The sequence below is a fragment of the Azospirillum lipoferum genome (genome assembly GCF_024170005.1).
Lineage (GTDB): Bacteria > Pseudomonadota > Alphaproteobacteria > Azospirillales > Azospirillaceae > Azospirillum > Azospirillum lipoferum.
The window spans coordinates 18320-38462 of record NZ_JALJXJ010000029.1; the positions used below are offsets into that span (position 1 = coordinate 18320).

Annotated in this window: 18 protein-coding genes and 5 pseudogenes; 12 read left to right on the forward strand and 11 right to left on the reverse strand. The window is 66.6% G+C overall.

Annotation, left to right across the window (positions count from 1 at the left end):
- Positions 1-5: 5 nt before the first annotated feature.
- Together J2848_RS35125 and J2848_RS35130 are read left to right on the forward strand one after the other, a co-directional pair.
- Entirely contained in the window at positions 6-758 is a 753-nt protein-coding gene (locus J2848_RS35125) for an SDR family NAD(P)-dependent oxidoreductase (RefSeq protein WP_149235601.1), read from the forward strand.
- 142 nt (positions 759-900) lie between these two features.
- Positions 901-1068, forward strand: coding sequence for a hypothetical protein (locus J2848_RS35130; protein ID WP_170307318.1), 168 nt, complete (start codon positions 901-903; stop codon positions 1066-1068).
- Between the two features lie 216 nt (positions 1069-1284).
- Here the strand turns inward: J2848_RS35130 and J2848_RS35135 are convergent, their stop codons facing one another.
- From J2848_RS35135 to J2848_RS36265, 7 genes and pseudogenes are all read right to left on the reverse strand, one after another.
- Positions 1285-3159: a TRAP transporter large permease gene (locus J2848_RS35135; protein WP_149235603.1), complete on the reverse strand. Its 1875-nt coding sequence runs from the start codon at positions 3157-3159 to the stop codon at positions 1285-1287.
- Positions 3156-4175, reverse strand: coding sequence for a TRAP transporter substrate-binding protein (locus tag J2848_RS35140; protein WP_149235604.1), 1020 nt, complete (start codon positions 4173-4175; stop codon positions 3156-3158). The genes J2848_RS35135 and J2848_RS35140 overlap by 4 nt, the downstream gene beginning before the upstream one ends.
- Before the next feature lie 92 nt (positions 4176-4267).
- Positions 4268-5344 carry a maleylacetate reductase gene (locus J2848_RS35145; protein ID WP_149235605.1) on the reverse strand — a complete coding sequence of 359 codons (1077 nt, stop codon included), beginning with the start codon at positions 5342-5344 and terminating at the stop codon, positions 4268-4270.
- Positions 5345-5381: 37 nt separating this feature from the next.
- Positions 5382-6602, reverse strand: a complete 1221-nt coding sequence (locus J2848_RS35150; RefSeq protein ID WP_211103373.1) for an enolase C-terminal domain-like protein — start codon at positions 6600-6602, stop codon at positions 5382-5384.
- Positions 6599-7612, reverse strand: coding sequence for a 2-hydroxyacid dehydrogenase (locus J2848_RS35155; protein WP_149235606.1), 1014 nt, complete (start codon positions 7610-7612; stop codon positions 6599-6601). Before J2848_RS35155 ends, J2848_RS35150 begins: the two co-directional genes overlap by 4 nt.
- 137 nt (positions 7613-7749) lie before the next feature.
- Positions 7750-8364: a LysR family substrate-binding domain-containing protein gene (locus J2848_RS35160; protein ID WP_246194529.1), complete on the reverse strand. Its 615-nt coding sequence runs from the start codon at positions 8362-8364 to the stop codon at positions 7750-7752.
- A 150-nt stretch (positions 8365-8514) separates the two neighbouring features.
- Positions 8515-8640 (reverse strand): annotated as a pseudogene (locus J2848_RS36265) (LysR family transcriptional regulator); the annotation flags it as partial.
- Between the two features lie 349 nt (positions 8641-8989).
- On the opposite strand from J2848_RS36265, the gene J2848_RS35170 reads away from it, so the two are divergent.
- Complete coding sequence (locus J2848_RS35170) at positions 8990-9367, forward strand: hypothetical protein (RefSeq protein ID WP_149235608.1); 378 nt, start codon at positions 8990-8992, stop codon at positions 9365-9367.
- Here the strand turns inward: J2848_RS35170 and J2848_RS35175 are convergent.
- The 4 genes and pseudogenes from J2848_RS35175 to J2848_RS35190 all read right to left on the reverse strand — a co-directional run bounded on the left by J2848_RS35175 (position 9304) and on the right by J2848_RS35190 (position 12364).
- Positions 9304-9588 carry a transposase gene (locus J2848_RS35175; protein WP_149235609.1) on the reverse strand — a complete coding sequence of 95 codons (285 nt, stop codon included), beginning with the start codon at positions 9586-9588 and terminating at the stop codon, positions 9304-9306. The genes J2848_RS35170 and J2848_RS35175 overlap by 64 nt on opposite strands.
- 74 nt (positions 9589-9662) lie before the next feature.
- Positions 9663-9824, reverse strand: a pseudogene (locus J2848_RS35180) (IS6 family transposase); the annotation flags it as partial.
- Between the two features lie 164 nt (positions 9825-9988).
- Complete coding sequence (locus J2848_RS35185; protein ID WP_149235610.1) at positions 9989-10957, reverse strand: IS5 family transposase; 969 nt, start codon at positions 10955-10957, stop codon at positions 9989-9991.
- A 264-nt stretch (positions 10958-11221) separates the two neighbouring features.
- A complete protein-coding gene (locus J2848_RS35190; RefSeq protein WP_149235611.1) occupies positions 11222-12364 on the reverse strand; it encodes a Fic family protein in 1143 nt (380 codons plus the stop codon).
- Between the two features lie 407 nt (positions 12365-12771).
- Between J2848_RS35190 and J2848_RS35195 the strand changes: the two are divergent.
- The 9 genes and pseudogenes from J2848_RS35195 to J2848_RS35235 all read left to right on the forward strand — a co-directional run.
- A pseudogene (locus J2848_RS35195) lies at positions 12772-12954 on the forward strand (DDE-type integrase/transposase/recombinase); the annotation flags it as partial.
- Between the two features lie 14 nt (positions 12955-12968).
- A pseudogene (locus J2848_RS35200) lies at positions 12969-13113 on the forward strand (IS3 family transposase); the annotation flags it as partial.
- Between the two features lie 63 nt (positions 13114-13176).
- Positions 13177-15147: a sigma-54 interaction domain-containing protein gene (locus tag J2848_RS35205; protein WP_211103375.1), complete on the forward strand. Its 1971-nt coding sequence runs from the start codon at positions 13177-13179 to the stop codon at positions 15145-15147.
- 202 nt (positions 15148-15349) lie between these two features.
- Positions 15350-15772 carry a thioesterase family protein gene (locus J2848_RS35210; protein WP_149235612.1) on the forward strand — a complete coding sequence of 141 codons (423 nt, stop codon included), beginning with the start codon at positions 15350-15352 and terminating at the stop codon, positions 15770-15772.
- Positions 15769-17127, forward strand: coding sequence for a phenylacetate--CoA ligase family protein (locus J2848_RS35215; RefSeq protein WP_211103376.1), 1359 nt, complete (start codon positions 15769-15771; stop codon positions 17125-17127). The genes J2848_RS35210 and J2848_RS35215 overlap by 4 nt, the downstream gene beginning before the upstream one ends.
- Complete coding sequence (locus tag J2848_RS35220; protein WP_149235613.1) at positions 17124-17888, forward strand: enoyl-CoA hydratase/isomerase family protein; 765 nt, start codon at positions 17124-17126, stop codon at positions 17886-17888. The genes J2848_RS35215 and J2848_RS35220 overlap by 4 nt, the downstream gene beginning before the upstream one ends.
- A 14-nt stretch (positions 17889-17902) precedes the next feature.
- Positions 17903-18592: an HAD family hydrolase gene (locus J2848_RS35225; protein WP_149235614.1), complete on the forward strand. Its 690-nt coding sequence runs from the start codon at positions 17903-17905 to the stop codon at positions 18590-18592.
- Between the two features lie 110 nt (positions 18593-18702).
- On the forward strand, positions 18703-19857 hold the full coding sequence (locus J2848_RS35230) for a branched-chain amino acid ABC transporter substrate-binding protein (protein WP_246194533.1): 1155 nt from the start codon (positions 18703-18705) through the stop codon (positions 19855-19857).
- 191 nt (positions 19858-20048) lie between these two features.
- A pseudogene (locus J2848_RS35235) lies at positions 20049-20143 on the forward strand (branched-chain amino acid ABC transporter permease LivH); the annotation flags it as partial.

The window sequence follows — 20143 nt, forward strand, 5'->3', positions numbered from 1 at the left end:
AGGATATGGCACAGGGGAAGATCGCGCTGGTTACCGGCGCCAGCCGCGGCATCGGCCGCGCCATCGCTCTCGGTCTGGCGGCTCGCGGCTTCGACCTCGCGCTGAACGACATTGCCCGGCAGGCCGGCGCGCTGGCCGAGACGGCGGGGGAGGCGCGGGCGCAGGGAGTCCGGGTGGTCGAACTGCACGCCGACGTGTCGGCGAAGAACGAGGTGCAGGCGATGGTCGACCGCACAGTGTCTGAACTCGGCACCATCCATGCGCTGGTCAACAATGCCGGCATCCTGATCGCCGCGACGGTGGAGTCCTGCCCGGAAACCGCTTGGGATCAGGTGATGGACGTGAACGCCAAGGGCACCTTCCTGGTCACCCAGGCGGCGCTGCCGCTGATGAAGGCGCAGGGCTACGGCCGCATCTGCAACATCGCCTCCATCGGCGGCAAGCACGGTGCGCCGGAACAGGCGCATTATTCCGCCTCCAAGGCCGCGGTGATGGGCTTCACCCGCGTGCTGGCGCAGGAGGTCGGGCCGCTCGGCATCACCGCCAACTGCATCTGCCCCGGCATCATCCTGACGGATATGGGGCGTGTGAACCTCGACGATCCGGCCATCCGTGATGCCTGGAAGGGCAAGACCGCCATGGCCCGGATCGGCGCGCCGGAGGATGTCGCCGGACCGGTCGCCTTCTTCTGTTCCGACGACAGCGCCTTCGTCACTGGCCAGACACTGAACGTCGACGGCGGCATTGTGCTGTCCTGACGTCGCCGATCACTGCGGATGCCCTGCTGAAGGAGCCTGGGAGGGAGCATTACCTGCTCCGTCCCGCGAGCGGGCCCATCGTATTAGCTTGATCGAGATCAAGAAGCCGCCTGCGCCAGCCCGCGATGACTATCATGCCGTCTTGCGTGCACGACCGGCTGCCGGCCAGGCCGGGCTGGAGCAGGAACCTGGCTGCGTCGACATCGCCTATTTCGACATCGCGGACGGCACCATCCGACGTAGCCGTGTCCGGGCGGTCAACGTCATGCCGGCCGATCCGGCCAAACCCTCGCCGTCTGCGAGGCCGTAACCATGGTCCGCCGGGGTCAGATGGTCTCCGCCAACGACACGCCTGCCGGGGCCGCCTTCCTCGCCGCCCCCTTCGCGGATGCCGCCTGATGCTGGTCAACCGCGGTGCGATCACACTTGGCCGGGCATCGCGACGGAACCGGACGTGATGCCCACAGGACGAAGCCGGCCCCGGAGCGAACCGGAGCCGGCTTCGTCCTGTTACGACCTGCGTAGATTATAGGAAGCCCGTCGAGATCCAGGGAATGGCGGCGACCAGCGCCAATCCGACCAGCAGCGCCGCCAGATAGCCCAGGATCGGGCGCATGCCCTCGTCCGGGTTGACCCGGCCGATGGCCGAGGCGACGTAGAAGCCGACGCCGAAGGGCGGGGCGAACAGGCCCATTCCCATGGCGAGGATCACAACCATCGCATACTGCACCTCATGCACTCCCATCTCGCGGGCGATGGGGAACAGCAGCGGGCCGAACAGCACGATGGCCGGTATGCCTTCCAGCACGCTGCCGAGGACGATGAAGGCGATGATCGACACCGCGATGAAGGTGAAGGCGCCGCCCGGCAGGCCAGCCATGAAGTGGGCCAGATCGGTCGAGAATCCCGAGCGCGTCAGGCACCAGGCCATTGCCGTCGCGGTGCCGATGATGAATAGGATCGCTCCCGACAGGGCCGCGGTCTCCACCAGCATCGGAACCACCCGCCGCCAGTCGAAGCGGCGATAGATCAGCAGCCCGACGGCGACCGAATAGACGATGCCGATGGTCGACACCTCGGTCGCCGTGGCAACGCCCTCGATCACCGCGGTGCGGATGACGAACGGCAGGGCGAGTGCGGGGATCGCCACCACCAGGCTTCGGCCGAGCTCGCCGGCGGTCGGCCGGCGCACCCCCGACAGGTTCTCATTGCGGTAGCGGTAGCGCACGACGATGCACAGCATCACCGCCAGCAGCAGGCCGGGCAGCAGGCCGCCGGTGAAGAGCGCCGCGATCGACACGCCGGTGACCGATCCGATGGTGATCAGCACGATGCTGGGCGGAATGGTCTCGGTCTGGGCGCCGGTCGCCGCCAGCAGCGCCACCAGATCGCCCGGCTTGGCGCCGCGCGCCTTCATCTCCGGGAACAGCACCGGTGCCACCGCCGCCATGTCGGCCGCCTTCGAGCCGGAAATGCCGGAGACCAGATACATGGCGCCAACCAGCACGTAGGACAGGCCGCCGCGGACATGGCCCAGCAGGTTGGCCAGCACCGCCACCATCGCGCGGGCCATGCCGGTCATCTCGATCAGCAAGCCTAAGAAGACGAACAGCGGCACCGACAGCAGGATCAGGTGGCTCATGCCCTCGTCCATCCGCCCGATGACGACCAGCAGCGGCACCTTGGTGGTCAGGGCGAGATAGCCGAAGCTGGACAGGCCGAAGGCAAAGGCGATCGGCACGCCGGCGAACACGGAGCCGGCCACCACGAGCACGAAGAAGACCAGCAGGTTGAGCTTGCCGAGATCGGCCAGCACCGGCTGCAGCGCGAAGAACAGCAGGGCGATCCCCGTCACCGACGCCAGGGCCGCCGCCACCAGCTTGAGGTCGCCCACCCGGGCGAGCCGGACCAGGGCGGTCGCGATCATCAGCCCGAGGCCGGTCGGCAGGGCCGCCGCGCGCCACATGTTGGAGATCTGCAGCGCCGGGGTGGTGATCTCCAGCTCCTCCCAGGCGAACTCGCTGGCCGGCAGGATGACCAGCAGCAGGAAGCACAGCCCCGCCGCCACCGCGAAGACGTCGAGGAAGGCCTGCGCGCGCGGCGACGCCCAGCTGACGAAGGCGGTCATCCGCATATGCTCGCCCCGGCGGAGGGCGACGACGGCTCCCATCATCGCCAGCCACAGGAACAGGATCGACGCCAGTTCGTCCGACCAGGTGATCGGGGCGTGCAGGACATAGCGGGCGACGATGCCGGCGAAGAGGATCACCACCTCCGCCGCCACCAGAAGCGCCACCGGCAGTTCGGACACCCAGCCCAGGACCCTGTCGACATGCGCCAGCCACGGGCTGGCGCCGTCGGACGGTCCGGCGGTGGATTTGTGGTCCACCACCGCGGTCATGTCAGGGCCCCTACCGAGCTTTCCAGGGCGGTCCAGGCCTCTTCACCGTATTTGGCCTTCCATTCGCCGTAGAAGCCTGACTTGCGCAGGACCTCCCGGAAAGGCGCCGGATCGACCTTGTTGAAGATCAGCCCCTTCTGCGACAGCGAGTTCTGCAGCGCCTCGTTGAGGCCGGCGATGTCCTGGCGCTGCTGCTGGGCGCCGTCGTTCAGGTTGCGGCTGACGATCTGGCGCAGATCCTCGGGAAGCCCACGCCACGAGCGGCCGTTGGTGACAATCCAGGACCCGTCCCACACATGGTTGGTGATGGAGCAGAATTTCTGGACTTCGTAGAACTTGGCGGTGTCGGCGACCACCAGCGGATTCTCCTGCCCGTCGACCACGCCGGTCTGCAGCGCGGCATAGACCTCGCCCAGGTTGATGCTGGTCGGCGAGGCGCCCAGCCCCTTGAAGAGCGACACGTAGACCGGGCTGACCGGAACGCGGATCTTGAAGGCGGCCAGATCGGCCGGCCCGGTGATCGGCTTGGTGCTGGTGGTGATCTGGCGGAATCCGTTGTCCCAGATGCGGTCGAAGGCATAGAGCCCGGCCTTGTCGAACCCCTTGCGGATCACGCCGCCGAGCTGGCCGTCCATCGCCTTCCAGACCGCATCGTAGTCCTTGAACGCGAAGCCCATGCCGTTGATCGACGCCACCGGAACCAGGGTGGACAGGATCAGGCCGCCGGTGCTGAAGAACTCGATGCCGCCGGAGCGGACCTGCGCCAACAGGTCGCTGTCGCCGCCGAGCTGGCTGTTGGGGAAGACGGCGATGTCGACCTTGCCGCCGGTCTCCTTGCGGATGCGCTCGGCGGCCTCGACGACGCGGACATGCAGCGGATGGCTGGCAGGAAAGCCGTGGCCGAATTTCCAGGCGAACTCCGCGGCATGGGCCTTGGAGATGAACGGAGCGGCCAAAGGTGCGGCCAGGGCGCCCGCCGCGGTGGCGGCCAGAAACTGTCTACGCTTGATCGTCATGGTGGTTCCTCCCTTTTTTGCGTTCTCTGCTCCGGTTCGGATCCCGGTGCCGGCCCGGCCCCTCTCCGGCCTGAAATCCGACCGGGATCCCGCTAGGATCCGGGCCGGCGGCCCTCCAGCGCCGCGGCAAGGATGCCGCGCACGGCCTCCTCGGTCACCGGGCCGGGGTTGTAGCGGTTGTCGGTCTCGACGGTAATCCGGGCAGCCTCACCGATCTGATCGGCGGAGAAGCCGACCTCGGTCAGGCGCGTCGGCAAGCCGACCGTCTCCATCACGTCGAAGATGGCGGCGCCGACATCCGCCACTCCCATGGCGGCGGCCAGCCGGTCCATCGCCCCGCGGGCGAAGGGCGCATTGTAGGCGGCGACATGGGGCAGCACCAGCGCATGCGACAGGCCGTGCGACACGCCGTAGGTGCCGCCCAGCACATGGGCGACGCCATGCTGGAGGGCGAAGCCGCCGGCAAGCGCCGCACCGGCCAGATGGGCGCCGTAGAGCAGGTCGGCGCGCGCTTGCTCATCGTTCGGACGGGCCGCCACCCGCGGCAGTGCGTCCATGATCGCCCGCGCGCCCTCCATCGCCGCCGGCACGATCACCGGGCTGATGGTGGGGGTGTAGATCGCATCGACGCAATGGGCGAGCGCGTTCATGGCGCTGGCCATGCTGACGTCCACCGGCAGCCCGAGCGTCAGGGAGGGATCATAGACGACGGTGCCGGCCAGCATGCGCAGGCTCTGGTGCATCCGCTTGACGCCGTCGATGGTGATGCCGCAGAAACCGGTCATCTCCGAGCCGGAATAGGTGGTCGGCACGGCGACGATCGGCAGCCCGAGTTCGAGCGCGATGGCCTTGCCCAGCCCGATGGAGGCGCCGCCGCCGACGCTGACCAGACAGTCGGCGCCCATGTCTCGCGCCTTGGCCCGCCCGCGGATCGCCAGCTCGATCGGCACCTGGGAGATCGCCTCCGGCAGGATGCCGATGCAGCGGTTGCCGAGGCGGTCGGCGACGCGCCCGCCCATGGCGCTGCGGCCGGGCGTGGACACGACGAGCGCGCGCCTGGCACCCAGCCGCTCCACCTCCCCGTCGATGCGGTCGACCGCACCCGCCCCGAAGACGACCCGCGACGGCAGCGCGTTGAACACGTCGCCCGGGGTGCTGAATTCTCTCATGATCGAAATCCGTCCGATGAAACAGGGAGGCCGGGGCTTACCAATCGACGATGGTGCCGTCGTCGAGGACGGCGGAGGTCGTGTGCATCACCTCCGGTTTGAACGGGTGCTTGGCCGCCTCCGCCTCGTTCACCTCGATGCCGAAGCCGGGGGCATCCGGCACCTCCCAATGGCTGCCGGTGCGGCGGATCGGCGTCTGCACGACGTCGTCGTACCAGGGAACGGCGCCGCTCATTTCCTCCTGGATGACGAAGTTCGGCGTGGAGATGTCGAAATGCAGGGCGGCGACGCCGGCCAGCGGGCCGTTGGGATTGTGCGGGGCGATGCCGATCAGCTCCGCCTCCGCCAGCGCCGCGATCCTTTTCCCTTCCAACAGGCCGCCGGTGTGGTTCAGGTCGGGCTGGGCGATGTGCACCGCCTTCTGCGCGAAGACGGGCATGAACTCTCTCAGCCCGACCAGCCGCTCACCCGACGCGATGGGGCAGTCGGCCTGCTCGGCGATGCGGCGCAGCGCCTCGGTGTCGCCGGGTTGGACCGGTTCCTCGCAGAACATCGGCCGGTAGGGCTCCAGTTCGCGGATATAGCCCATGGCGGCGGCGATGGAGCCGGGGCGGCCGTGGAAATCGATCATGATGTCGACGCCGTCTCCCACCGTGTCGCGCAGCGCCTGCATCATCTTGCCGACATGGCGCTGTGCCGGGACCGGCGCGCTGTGGGCGCCGTAGGGGATGAACACCACCTTGAGCGCGTCGTAGCCCTTCTCCGTCACCGCGGCGGCGCGCTCCTTCAGCGAGCCGACGTCGAAGGTCTCGTAGACCGACTTCATCTCGCCGAGACCGAGATGGGTGTAGACGCGCACGCGGTCGCGCACCTTGCCGCCGAGCAGGCGCCACACCGGCAGGCCGACGCTCTTGCCGAAGATGTCCCACAACGCGTGCTCGATGCCGCTGATCGCCGTCACGCCGACCATGCCGAGCTTGTAGTAGCTGAACTTGTTCATCGCGCGGAGGCACTGCTCGATGTCGCGCGGGTCGCGACCGAGAACGGTCGGCTCCAGATCCTCGACAGCGCCGGTGACCGCCCGCGTCTTCCAGTTCAGGCTGGCCTCGCCCCAGCCATACAGGCCGGGCTGGTCGGTCAGGACCTTCACGAAGATCCAGTTGCGCATCTCGGCGTTGACGACGAAGGTCTTCACGCCGGTGATCTTGATCGGCACGCCGGCGCTGCGGCGGGCGAGGTCCTCGGTATCTCGGATCATGGGATGCTCGTGTTTTGGATGGCGGGTTGCGGGGCCACGGCAGGCGCCCGCACCAGGTTCAGCAGCGGCTCGCCGGCAGTCAGCCGATTGATGTTCCGCGCGATGAAGGCATAGCGGCGCTCGGGCAGACGGGTCGTCCAGGCCGACGAATGCGGGGTGCAGATCGCATTGGGTAGATCCTCGAAGCGGAAGCGCGAGGGCGCCACCCGGTCGTCGGCGCCCGCCGGATAGCCGTACCAGACGTCGAGCACGGCACCGCCGATGGTCCGGCGTCGCAGCGCGTCGAACAGCGCCGCCTCGTCGACGATGGGCGCGCGGGAGACGTTGACCAGCACGCCCGTCGGCTTCATGGCGGCGAGTTCGGCCGCTCCGATCAGCCCGCGCGTTTCCTCGGTCAGCGGACAGGCGATCACCAGGAAATCCGATTGAGCCAGCAGGTCCGACAGGCGTTCCGGCGGAAGGATCGCCTCCGCCAGACCGTCTGCGTCGGTGGCGAACTGGTCGACGGCGATGATGCGCATGCCGAAGGCCGCCGCCCTCCGGGCGATTGTCCGCCCGATGCGGCCGAACCCGACGAGGCCCAGGGTCAGGCCATGGATCTCTCCATGCGGCAGGCGCGCCCGGTAGACATCGGACCATGTGTCCGTGGCGAAGGACGCGCGCAGGGCGTCAGGACGGATTTCCCAGTTCAACATCGCCGCTATGACGAACTCCGCGATGGGAATTTCATGCTCGAAGACGTTGCATACGCTGACGCCGGACGGCAGGGAGGCCATGTCGATCCCATCCAGCCCGGCTCCCGGCACATGCAGGAGGCGGAAATCCGGCATCGCGCCACCCCTTCGGGAGAAGCGCAAGGACACGACCACGTCGTCGGCGGTGATCGCGGAATCGAATCCGGACGAGTGGGCGGCTTCGCGGGGCAGGGGAACGATATCGCAGGGAGCCGTCAGGAAAGCGGCCAGCTTGTCCTTGTGATTGGCAGCCTCCCCAATCATGAAGACTTTCATTGGCTTGATCCTCCGTTATGCAAACGATAGGGCCAACGAACTGAGTAGGTCCAACTTTTAAAAATGATTGGTTGATAAGGAAAAGTTTTCACTGAACGCTGCGTCACCGTCGGTGGCCGCGTCGAGGGGCCGGCCCCTCAGGAGACCAGTTCGCCCACAATCGTCGCGACGTTCAGGAATGTCTGAATGGCGGGAGAGGTGTCGTCGCCCTGGTAGGCAACCCCGAGCGTCAAATGGGGGGCCGGCCCGTCCAGCGGGCGGTAGACCACCCCCGGCCGCGCGAACTGCTGAAGATCGGAGGCGATGAGGCCGATGCCGAAGTCGGCGGCGGCCAGCGCGATGATCGATTGCGCCGGCGAGGCTTCGAGGATCAGTTCCGGGCTGAATCCGGCCTGCTGGCACAGGCTGATGATCTCGTCGTACAGGCGCGGGCCGATCACCCGCGGGAAGATGATGAAGCGCTGCCTGGAAAGATCCTCCAGCCGCAGGCGCGGCCGCTCCGCCAACGGATTGCGGTCCGACAGCACGACATTGAAGCGCATGCGCGCGATGGGGTGCGACGACAGCGACTGGTCGTCCAGCGGGGGATGGAAGATGCCGACATCGATCGTTCCCGCCCTCAACGCCTCTTCCTGCTCTGACGTCGTCATGACATGGACGTTCACGCCGAAATTCGGCAGTGCCATGCGGAAGCGGTGCATGATCTCGGGAAAGACGATGTAGAGCGCCGGTGCCGTCATGCCGACCGACAATTGACCGATCTCGCCGCGGTCCGTCTGACGCGCGAGCTGTGCTGCCCGTTCCATCTGAGTCAGGATTTTCCGGGCTTCACCCAGGAAGGTCTCCCCGGCTCTTGTCAGGGAGACGCGCCGTTTGTTGCGGTGGATCAGCTGAACCTGCAGTTCCTCCTCCAACTGCCGCAACTGCTGGCTGAGGGCTGGCTGCGTGATGTGGCACCGCGCCGCGGCGCGGTGGAAATGCAGCTCTTCGCAGAGCGCGACGAAAAACTGGAGCCTGCGACGATCCATGCCGCGGAGATAAGATCATTGGGCCGGCGCTGTAAAGGCGGGATCGGCGGCCCGGCGTTTCATCCTGTGTCATCGGCGTTTCGCAAGCAGAATGCCGGGTTCCGTTGCAAAGCCTGAGGGCGGACGAGGACCGGGCAGAGGAACCCGCAACCCTCCCGCGGCTCTCCGCGCCGCCATCGAACTTTGCAACGGAACCGGGGGCCCTGGATTCTCAGGCGGCGATCGCGGCGGCGAAGCTGCGGTAGCTGTGAGAACTTGTCCGCAGCGGGCGCGTCCTAGCCGGTGCTGGGCGGGATGCTACTTTAAGCTGAAGAGGGGTAGTGCGCCGGGTGGCCGGTCTGGTAGGGCTGTGGGCGTCATCAACAGCCATCAGAGCTCCATGCTATTGGGCACGGCCGTTCATCCCGCAAGCACCACACCGGCGTCCTGGGATGCGTTCTCGGACGTTGATGCCTTCGTGGACGAGGTTCTGACCGAGTTGGCGGCGATGGCGGCCGACGGCAGTCGCCCGACCCGTTCCGGGCCGAAGCTGGCGCTCACCGGAGCAGCGTTGCGCAAGGCGATCATGACGGTGTGGTGCGTGTGCTTCTGCGGCATGCAATGGCGGGCCATCGGCCAGCTTGCAACTCGCGCGGTCGATCATCGCGCGACGCTGGGCTCGACCTACTTGCCGAGCCTCCTGGACAAAAAATCGTTCTCGACCTTCAACTGGCCGATTTGCCGGTAGAGTTCGCCGACCTGCGCCTCGGCGGCCTTGTCCTCGCGATCGCTGCCGGTCTCGAACACGCCCGCGGCGCCGTCGAGCAATGCCTTCTTCCAGGCATGGATCTGACTGGGATGGACGCCGAACTCGCCGGCCAATTCACCCACCGTGCGGTCGCCCTTGATGGCGGCCAATGCCACCTTCGCCTTGAACGCCGCGCTGTGCTTCTTGCGGGTCTGCTTCACGTACTGCTCCTGTGATTGCGCTACTTATAGGAGCAGGACCCTCGCTTCGCCACCTGTCTCAAATTCCGGGTCCACCTCACCCAGCGCCGGACCGCTTCATAGCTCACGTCCACACCGCGCTCCGCCAGAACCTCCTCGACATCGCGGTAGCTCAGCGTGAAGCGCAGATACAGCCGGACGGCGTGCTGAATGACGGCCGGAGGGAACTGATGGCGGGCATACGAGATCGACGACATCCGGCGAGGATACCGACATGACCAGCGGGCCACCACCGTTGCCGTGACAACGTCGACCCGGGAGGTGAATGCAATTCTGCGGTCCTCAATTCCCCGCTCCGCCGGCAACCGGCATGTTGCAGCGAGGTGAGCGGGGCAAGAGATTACCCCAGCCCCGTTGGTGATCAAGCGACGCGGACGGAATTCGGGCGTCCGAGGTCGAGCATGCGGTTGAGGACCGCGACGCCGATGGCGACCTCGGTGGTCTGCGCCTGATCGGTATGGAAGCGCAGCGCCCCGCCGAGGACGCCCTTCCAGCGCGCCATTTGGCTCTCCACACCGGCGCGCTTGTTGTAGCTGCTGGCCCGCTGCCACGCCATCCGACCCGCCTGCGCAATCATCTGGATGTGACGGTCGCGTTGGCTGGGAGCGGTCGCGGCCGTGTCGCTGAGCACGGCATCGCTGCGCGGTGGCGCCACCACCGCGGCCTTGGGATGGCGCTCGTAGACGGATGCGTAGACGCCGCTCCGGTCATACGCGCCGTCCCCGGTCAGAGAGGCCACTGGTCCGGGGATCTGATCAAGCAAGGGGCCGACCTGGGAGGCGTCATCGACGCCGCACTCGGTCAACGTGACCGCGACGATCCGGCTCGTACCGGCGTCCATCCCGATGTGCAGAGTGTGCCAGGACCGCCGCTTCCTGGTGCCGTGCTTCTCGATCAGCCATTCCCCCGGACCACACAGCTTCAGCCCGGTGCTGTCCACCAGCAGGTGGATAGGCCCGCCGCTCGAGCGCGGCACTGACGGCAGCGTCACCGTCCGGGCGCGACGGGCGATGGTGGAATGGTCGGGCACCGGCAGATCAAGCCCGAGCAGGTGGAGGATCGAGGCAAGCAGCCCCTCGGTCTGGCGCAGCGCCAGACGGAACACCGCCCTCAACATCAGGGCCGTGGTGATCGCCAGGTCCGAGTAGTGGGGCTGCCCACCCGGTGTGGTGCGGGGCGCCGCCTTCCACTGCTCGATCGCCTCGTCGCTCACCCAGACGGTAAGACTGCCGCGCTGACGCAAGGCCTCATCATAAGCGGCCCAATTGGTCACGCGCCGCTTCGGTCGCGCGATGTGGTGTCGGCGGGCGGCGTTCGCTTTGTAGGGCACGGTCAGAAACCTAAACAGAGGCGGGGCCGCTGCCTACGACAGCGACCCCATCCGTGCAACAACCCGGCGGCCGCCGGACCCTGGCAGCGGCCTGATACGGGGGTCATCGAGGAGCAATACCAAGCCGCACAGGTGCAGGATCTCGGCGAGATCGCGCAGACTGAGCGTGGCGCCGGCGCGAGCCCTGTGATCGTTGAACACGGCGATGTCCTCCACTCCGGCTGCGGCTAAGGTTGGGCCCTTTCGTCGCGGGAGGAGTGCTCATCAGCCCGTTGGCATGTCTGGCGGCTGTGTGGGGGGCCAGCGGAAGGTGAAGCTCGTATTCTTGCTCCCTCCGGGGTTCCTGACGAGCAGCCCGCGAGTGACGAGATCGTTGATGTCGCGCAGCGCAGTGTCCGCGGAACAGCCGCAGATGCTCGCCCACTTCTTCGTTGTCAGGTTCCCCTCGAAGCCGTCGAGCAGCTTGGTCAGCACCTTACGCTGGCGCTCGGAGAAGGGTAGCCCGCCGTCCTGCGCCATCCAGAACTTTGCCCTGGTGAAGACCCGGTCGGTGATGGCCTCAGCGGCGGCGATAGCGTTGGCGTAGCATTCGAGAAACCACAGCAACCAGTCGGTAATATCCAGGTCGCCCCTCTGGGCGGCCTCTAGAGCGGCGTAGTAGCGTCGTTTGTCCCGCTCGATGGCGCCCGACATGCTGTAGAAGCGCTGGCCACTTCGCTCCGCTTGGGCGATCGCCAGATCGGCGATGGCTCTGGCGATACGGCCGTTGCCATCGTCCATCGGATGGATCGTCACGAACCAGAGGTGGGCGAGGCCTGCCCGCAGCAGTGGATCGATCGACCGGGAGGCGTTGAACCACGCCAGGAACGCGGCTATCTCGCCAGGCACGCAACCGGCCGGCGGCGCCTCGAAGTGGACGACCGGCGCCGGCGAGAAGGTGCTGGAGACCACCTGCATGGGGCCATGGCGATCGGTTCGCCACCGCGCGACATCAATCCGGTCTTTCCCGCTGTAGCCGGTCGGAAACAGGGCTGCGTGCCAGCCGAAGATCCTCTCGTTGGTCAGCGGCGCCGCGTAGTTCTTGGCTGCGTCCAGGACGATCTCGACGACCCCCTCAACCTTCCGATCGGTGGGGCCGAGTCCGGCGTCAGGAATGCCGAGGCGGCGCGCGATGGAGGAGCGGATGCTGGACGGATTCAGAACCTCACCTTCAATCGCGCTGGTCTTCTCGACATCCTCGGTCAGCGCCACCAACTCGGCTTCAAGACGGCCATCGATGCCGATGTCGCGCATCTTGCCGAGAAACAGCCCCTGGCGATGCCGTGCGTCGGCCAGAGGGGAGAGCAGAGCGCCGGCGTTCCAGCTGAAGCTCGGCCAGTCCTCTCGCTGCCAAATGTAGGTCGCCATGGTTCACGTTCTCCGCATTCCCTGCGGCGAGTGTAGGCAGATTCGCCGCAAGGCTCAAATAATTCGCCGCACACTCTGCGGGGAATTGCTGTGGGTTCTCCGCAAGGTTCCGTCAGCTCTCGCGCCGGTATTGTCAGGTTGGCGTGGGCCGCTCCGGCGTGGCAGGTTGGCGAGCATGAGCACGGCGTCCAATCCCTATCGCGGTTTCCGCTTTCCGGCCGAGATCATCAGCGAAGCGGCGTGGCTGTACCACTGCTTCAGCTTGAGCCTGCGGGAAGTCGAACTGATCCTGGCGGCGCGAGGCATCGAGGTCAGCTACGAGACCATACGGGAATGGGGCCTCCGGTTCGGGCGTGACTTCGCCAACACCCTCAGGCGTCGCCGGCCCAGACCGGGTGACAGACGAGGTGTTCATCCGCATCCGCGGCAAGCAGCACTACCTGTGGCGCGTCATCGACCAGAACGGCGTGGTGCTGGACATCCTGATCCAGAGCCGGCGCAACACGAAGGCAGCCAAGCGCTTCTTTCGCAAACTGCTGAAAGGGCTACGCTACGCCCCACGTGTCGTCTTGACCGATAAGCTGAAATCCTACGCGGCGGTGAAAAGGTCGAGTCGGTTCACCGTACTCGATTCGAACCCCGCGACCAAGCGCGCCGGGAGGTGTTCGCCTACATCGAAACCTACTACAATCGCCAACGCGCCGATCGGATACATCACCCCTGAACAGGCCGAGCTACAATCCGCGTGAACCCGTGTCCACCGAACCGGGGCAAGATCATCCCTTGTATTTCCCCCTGTAACGGATTCGCCCATGACGGCACGATACGCCTTCTCGGACACACCCCGTGACCGTTTCCTGAGGGGCGAGGAGCTGCCGCCTGGGTGTTTGGACGAGGCGGTGCTGTCTTCCTGGCGGCGCCTGCGCGACCAGGTGCCGGAAGAGGCTGCCCGTCCGGTGCCGAGGGAGCGGCTTTCGGCAAATTGGCTGCTGGGTGGCATAGCGGCCACCGGCGCGCTGATCCTCGGCTCGATCCGTCTGATCCTGGGCCGCGATCATCCCGTCGCCATCGTCCTGGTCGACAGCGACTTGATCATCCACAGCGTCGCCGGAGACCGTTCCTTCGTCGAACGGCTGGATGCGGCCGGCTTGGGCGAGGGCCGGTCGGCGGTGGAGGATGCCCTCGGCACCAATGCCATCGATTTGTGCCTGCGGGAACGGCGCCCGATGGTCACATCCAGCTGGCACCATGTCAGCGTCGACCTGACAGATACCACGATCGCCGCCGCCCCCCTCTTCGGCTTGAACACCGCCTTGCACGGCGCCATGGCGCTGGTGTCGGACGCATCGGTTGGAACCGATACGTTGAGCGGCCTTGCCCTGTTGTGCGCCGAAAGCACCAGCGCCCAGATGGGTGCGGTCGAGACCAGTGGAAATCTCGACCGCATGCTGGTCGAGCAGCGGGCCATCATTGACAGCATCTCCGATGGATTGCTGGTGGTGGACGAGGATGGCCGGGTCCGCCACATGAATGCGCCGGCCGGCCGTATTCTAACCCTGAACCCGGAGCAGAGCGTCGGCCGCCGCTTTGCCGAACTGCTCGATTTCGAGCCAATCATCGCGCCGATCTTCCGCACCGGCATCGGCTATTACGACCGGGAACTGATCATCGATTCCGGCCGGCGCCACCTGCACCTGATCGACACCGCCATTCCCATCAAGGACGCACAGGGCAAGGTCCAATCGGTCGTCAACACCTTCCGGGAGTTCAACCGCGCCAAGCGGATCGCGCAGCAGATCGCCGGCAGTCCGGTGCGCTACACCTTCGACGACATCATCGGCACGTCGGATTGCCTGCGCCAGGCCATTGGCGATGCCCGCAAGGCGGCGCTCGGCACCGCGAACATCCTGCTGAATGGGCCGAGCGGCAGCGGCAAGGAGGTCTTCGCCCAGGCCATCCATGCCCATGGCGACCGCCGCGACGCCCCCTTCATCGCCGTCAATTGCGCAGCCCTGCCGCGCGAGCTGATCGAAAGCGAGTTGTTCGGTTACGTCGCCGGCAGCTTCACCGGGGCGCAGAAGGGTGGGCGACCGGGCAAGTTCGAAATGGCTTCCGGAGGAACGATCTTCCTCGACGAGATCACGGAGATGCCGCTCGACCTCCAGGCCAAGCTGCTGCGCGTCCTCCAGGAACGCGAGGTCACCCGGATCGGCGCCCTCCGGCCCATCCCGGTCGATGTCCGGGTCATCGCCGCGTCCAATCGGAATCTGAAAGATGCCATTGCCCGGCGGGAGTTCCGCGACGACCTGTATTACCGCCTGCACGTCGTCTCGATCGCCATCCCGGCCCTGAAGGACCGCAGAAGCGACATCCCGATGCTGGCAACCCACTTCCTACGCAAATACGCCGCCAACGCCGGTAAGCCGATCTTCACCATCGCCGAGCCCGCCCTGCGGTCGATGGCCGAGTACGACTGGCCGGGCAATGTCCGTGAACTCGAAAACACCTTGGAGCGCCTCGTCGTGCTGTCCGACGGCACGGAAATTCAATGTTTCGACCCACCCGGCGATGCAAGGCCGCCGACACCGCGTCCGGCCATGCCGCTGGCCCTGAAATCGCTGCGCGAACATGAACGCGACGTCATCGCCGCCACGCTGGTCCATGTGGACCACAACGTGACCAAAGCGGCGGAAATCCTCGGCATCGCCCGGCCGACGCTTTACAGCAAAATCCGCGATTACGGGATCGCCTTGCAGCGGGCCGGAGAGAGCAAGCCGTCTTGATTTTGAACGATCGTAAATTTTTTTATCGTTTTATTTTTTAACATCCGCCTTGGAGGTCACGGCCTGCGAAGTCGGCATTCTCTCCCGGCAGCAGACTAACCGACGGATTTCGTTCGATGTTCTGCCTCCTGCGCCGGTCCGGCGAAGGTTGGCACGGCCGTTGCATAGTGACGGGTGAGCCCCTGAACAGGAGACAGCCCGTATGATCATCCCCCTGGATCCGGAGCGCGTCGAAACGGTGCAGCTCGTCGTCGACGCGTCGATGACGGCTGCCACCTTCGCCCGCGAGCCCAACGAACGCTACCCGCAGGTCCTCGCCACGCCGGTGATGATCGCCGAGATGGAGCGCGCCTGCGCCGCCCTGCTGCGCCCCGTGCTCCAGCCTGGAGAGCTGTCTGTCGGAGCCAGGCTGGAGGTGTCGCACGTCGCACCGACGCCGGTCGGTGGTCAGGTGAGGACCAGTGCCCGCTTCACCGGCCGCGAGGGCGCTCTCTACTGGTTCAACGTCTGGTCGGAAGACGCCGGCGGCAAGATCGGCCAGGGCCGGCACGCACGCGCCATCCTGCCGCAATCCGCCATCGAATCCCGTGCCGAATCCCGTGCCGCCGCGCGCTCCGGTTCATGACCGGTGCCTCCACCATCCAGACCGAGGCCCTGATGCCGACCTCCGATCTTCTCCATCCCGACTTCGAGACCTTGGCCGACGGCGAGGTCCGCGCCCTGCAGGATCGCCTTTGGGCGGTGCAATGGGACTATGTGTCCGATCGGTCCGCGATGTACCGGCGCATGCTGCCCGCCAGCATCGGGAGACCGGTGACGCTCGACGGCCTCCAGGATCTGCCGCTGACCGACAAGGAGGATCTCCGCGCCGGTCAGGAAGCCGCCTATCCCTTCGGCGACTATGTGGCCTGTGCGGAGGAGAGCATCGTCCGGCTGCACCGCACCTCCGGCACCACCGGCCGTGCGCTCAACCTCGCCAACAGCCGGCAGGACTGCGACCGCATCGCCACCATCGGCGGCCGGGCGATGCATGCCTCCGGACTGCGGTCGGCCGATCGCGTGGTGCATTGCCTGAACTACTGCATGTGGACCGGCGGCGTGACCGACCACATGACGCTGGAAGCGGCCGGTGCGACGGTGGTGCCGTTCGGCGTCGGCAACACCAGGCAGCTTCTCCAGACCATCCGCGACTTGAAGATCACCGCCATCTCCTGCACGCCGTCCTACCCGGCGCTGCTGGAAAAGCTGTTGCGTGACGAAGGCGGTCCGGCGCCGCGCGACCTCGGGCTTCGGCTCGGCCTGTTCGGCGGCGAGGCCGGGCTGGACAACGCCGCTTTCCGCGCCACGATGGAGGAGACCTGGGGCTTCGGCGTACGCAACGCCAATTACGGCCTCAGCGAGGTGCTGAGCACGCTGGGCAGCCAGTGCGAGGCGACCACCGACCTGCATTTCCACGGCAGCGACTACCTGTTCGCCGAGATCCTCGACGCGGCGGGCAACCGCCTGCCGATCCGCGAGGGCACGGTCGGCGAGCTGGTCTGCACCCACATCGAAAAGGAATGCCAGCCGCTGATCCGCTATCGCACCCGCGACGTCGTCACCGTGACCGGCACCGGGCGCTGTGCCTGCGGCCGGACCTCCTGGCGCTTTCGCGTCAGCGGGCGCACCGACGACATGTTCAACGTGCGCGGAATCAACGTCTTCCCCAGTGCGGTCCGCAAGGCGGTCAGCAGTCAGCCGACGCTGTCGTCCGGCCATTTCCGGATCCGGCTGGTCGGGCCGGGACCCTACGACCGCATCCAACTGCGCGTCGAGGCGGCGGAGGGGCTGCCCGAGACGGCATGGCCCACGGCAGCGGCTGAACTGGAGAAGGCGGTGCGTGAACAGGCCGGCGCCACGGCCTCGGTCACCATGATCCCGCATGACTCGCTGCCGCGCACCGCCGGCAAAACCGACTGGATCGAAAGGGTCGCATCATGAGCACGGTCACTCTCGATGTGGCGGCCGGCATCGGCCGCGTGACGCTGAACCGGCCGGAGCGGATGAACGCCATCGGCACCGCCCTGCTGCATGACCTTCACGCCGCGCTGACCGAGGCGGCGGAGCGTCCGGACGTGTCGGTCATCCTGCTGTGCGGCGCCGGGCGGGCCTTCTGCGCGGGCGACGACCTCAAGGAGTTCGACCAGCAGACCCACGACGATGCCGCGATCCGCGCCCACATCGCCGGCATCCAGCAGATCACCCACGACCTCATGTTCGGGTCGAAGATCGTCGTGGGGGCGGTGCATGGCTTCGCCGTGGGCGGCGGGTTCGAATGGCTGCTGAATTGCGATCTCGTGGTCGCCTCTGCCGACCTCCAGGCCTTCTTCCCCGAAATGGACTGGGGTCAGTTTGTAACCGGCGGGGTGACGCATCTGCTGCCCCTGGCGGTCGGCTATCAGCGGGCGATGGAGCTGATGCTTCTGGGTGAACGGCAGTCGGCGGCACGGCTGGCGGAACTCGGACTGGTCAACCGGGTGGTCCCGCGCGAGACGCTGCTCGACACCGCAACGGAGCTGGCGGCGGTAGTGGCCGGGAAGTCGCGCTTCTCCACCGGCCGGCTGAAGCGCCTGATGACCGTCGACCTGTCCGACCTGCTGCGCCGTGCCCTCGACCTGGAAGCCGCGGCCACCATCGAGGCGTTCGGCAATCCCGAGGCTGCCGAACGGGTCGCCCGTTTCGCCACACGCAAGTCGTCTTGAGAACAGGAGCAGGAATGGACGCGATCAAGGCCGTCACCTTCGATTATTTCGGCACGCTGGTGGATGTCGATGCCGGCGGCACCGCCGGCATGGCGCAGGTGCTGTCCAGGCTGGGCCGCGGCGACCTGGATGCCGCCGCCCTCTACCTCGACTGGGACATGCGCAACGTCCAGCTCTACCGGTCGTCCGCCTATCGCCGGTATCGCGAGGTAGCCGCCGAGGCGCTGGCCGCCACGCTGGCCGAGGCCGGGGTCGAGCAGGTGGATACGGATCAGCTTCCACCCCTGACCGAGACGCTGCTGACCGGCCTCGTCGAACAGGCGCCGCCGCACCCCGAGGTGCCGGAGATCCTCGCTCTGCTGGCGGCCAAATACCCGCTGATGCCGATCACCAACATGGACAGCGACCTGTTCGCGCGCAGCCGGCTGGCCTCCTTCTTCCCCAGCGTCACGACCGCCGAGATGGCCCGGGCCTACAAACCGTCGGAGCGTATCTTCCGTCTGGCTCTGGAACGGCTGGCGCTTGCCCCCGGCGAGGTCTTGCACGCCTCGCTGGCCTCCTGGGCAGACATCGACGGAGCCAAGCCGCTGGGCATGCGGGTCGTCTGGATCAACCGCACAGGGGACCGGCTGGGGCCGTGGCAACCCCGGCCGGACCATGAGTTCGCCGATCTCAACGGATTGCGCGAGGTGCTGGCCTTCTGACATCGGGCTCACTGAAAGACGGGTTTTGCCGAGACACGTCCGCCGCATGCGGCCCGGCGGACGGATGCAACGACACAACAACATGCCGCGTCAACGAATGGGGAAGTTCCATGTCTCGATCAATGTCTCAAGCTGGGTCTCGATCCGACACGCTCATCCGCAAGCTGTTCCGCGGCAACCTGCTTCGTTTCGGCATCTCGCTCGCGGCACTAGTGCCGACGGCGGCGGCGGCCGACGTCAAGCTGGGCCTCGCCGGGCCGGTCACCGGGCAGTACGCCTCCTTCATGGAGCAGATGCGGCGTGGCGCCGATCTCGCCGTCGCCGATCTCAACGCCGCCGGCGGCATCAATGGTGAGAAGGTCGTCCTGCAGGTGGCCGATGACGCCTGCGACCCCAAGCAGGCGGTGGCCGTCGCCAACCGCTTCGTCGCCGACGGCGTGCAGGCGGTGGTCGGGCATTTCTGCTCCAGCTCCACCATTCCGGCCTCCAGCGTCTATGCGGAAGCCGGATTGGTGATCGTGACGCCAGCCTCGACCAACCCGACGATCACCGAGCGTGGCCTGACCAACATGTTCCGCGTCTGCGGGCGGGACGACCAGGCCGCCGGCGTGGCGGCGAAGCAGATCGTCAGCCGGCATCTCGGGCAAACCATCGCCGTCGTCCACGACAAATCCACCTATGGCCAGGGCATCGCCGAGGGAGTGCGAGCCGAACTGGCGAAACAGGGCATCAACACCGTGCTGTTCGAAGGCATCACCCAGGGCGAGCGCGATTTCTCGCCCCTGGTCGCCCGGCTGCGGGCCTTGAACGTCGATCTGGTCTTTTTTGGCGGTTACCACACCGAGGCCGGGCTGCTGGTTCGCCAGGCATCCGAACAGGGGCTCAAGTCACGGTTCGTCGCCGGCGACGGCTTGGCGACCACCGAATTCGCGTCCATCGCCGGGCCGGCCAGCGATGGCGTGATGTTCACCTTCTACCCGGACCCGCGCGTCAACGCCGGCACCGCCGATCTGGTGCGGCGTTTCCGTGCCGCCGGCTTCGAGCCGGAGGGCTTCACCCTTTACACCTACGCCGCCGTCAACGTTCTGGCCGACGCCGCCAAAGCGGCGAAGACGATGAAAGGCGACAAGCTCGCCGACGCATTGCGTGCCGGCACCTATCACACCGTGCTGGGCGACATCCGGTTCGACCGGAAGGGCGATCCGAACTCCGAGCCCTTCGTGCTCTATGCCTGGAACAACGGCACCTACGCTCCCCTGAAGTGATCCCGATAAAACGCCTGCCCTGACGAACGGAGCTGTAACCACGGCCGCCGAACGCGGGGACATGCCCGCCGCTCGTCCTGAACCGGGACGAGCGGCGCCGTGGCTCGATCGCGCCGTCCGTCCCGACCTCCAAGCCCTTTCCTGCCGCTCGTTCGTGCAGGAAAGGGCCTCAAACTTCGGGCGACAACTTCATGGACTATTTTCTACAGCAATTGATCAACGGCCTTTCGCTTGGAGCGATTTACGGCCTGATCGCGATCGGCTACACGATGGTGTACGGCATCAT

Coding starts and splice junctions, on each gene's coding strand:
- J2848_RS35125 (WP_149235601.1), top strand. CDS start 6: ATGGCACAGGGGAAGATCGCGCTGGTTACCGGCGCCAGCCGCGGCATC.
- J2848_RS35135 (WP_149235603.1), bottom strand. CDS start 3,159: ATGACCGCGGTGGTGGACCACAAATCCACCGCCGGACCGTCCGACGGC.
- J2848_RS35140 (WP_149235604.1), bottom strand. CDS start 4,175: ATGACGATCAAGCGTAGACAGTTTCTGGCCGCCACCGCGGCGGGCGCC.
- J2848_RS35145 (WP_149235605.1), bottom strand. CDS start 5,344: ATGAGAGAATTCAGCACCCCGGGCGACGTGTTCAACGCGCTGCCGTCG.
- J2848_RS35150 (WP_211103373.1), bottom strand. CDS start 6,602: ATGATCCGAGATACCGAGGACCTCGCCCGCCGCAGCGCCGGCGTGCCG.
- J2848_RS35155 (WP_149235606.1), bottom strand. CDS start 7,612: ATGAAAGTCTTCATGATTGGGGAGGCTGCCAATCACAAGGACAAGCTG.
- J2848_RS35190 (WP_149235611.1), bottom strand. CDS start 12,364: ATGGCGACCTACATTTGGCAGCGAGAGGACTGGCCGAGCTTCAGCTGG.
- J2848_RS35205 (WP_211103375.1), top strand. CDS start 13,177: ATGACGGCACGATACGCCTTCTCGGACACACCCCGTGACCGTTTCCTG.
- J2848_RS35210 (WP_149235612.1), top strand. CDS start 15,350: ATGATCATCCCCCTGGATCCGGAGCGCGTCGAAACGGTGCAGCTCGTC.
- J2848_RS35215 (WP_211103376.1), top strand. CDS start 15,769: ATGACCGGTGCCTCCACCATCCAGACCGAGGCCCTGATGCCGACCTCC.
- J2848_RS35220 (WP_149235613.1), top strand. CDS start 17,124: ATGAGCACGGTCACTCTCGATGTGGCGGCCGGCATCGGCCGCGTGACG.
- J2848_RS35225 (WP_149235614.1), top strand. CDS start 17,903: ATGGACGCGATCAAGGCCGTCACCTTCGATTATTTCGGCACGCTGGTG.
- J2848_RS35230 (WP_246194533.1), top strand. CDS start 18,703: ATGTCTCGATCAATGTCTCAAGCTGGGTCTCGATCCGACACGCTCATC.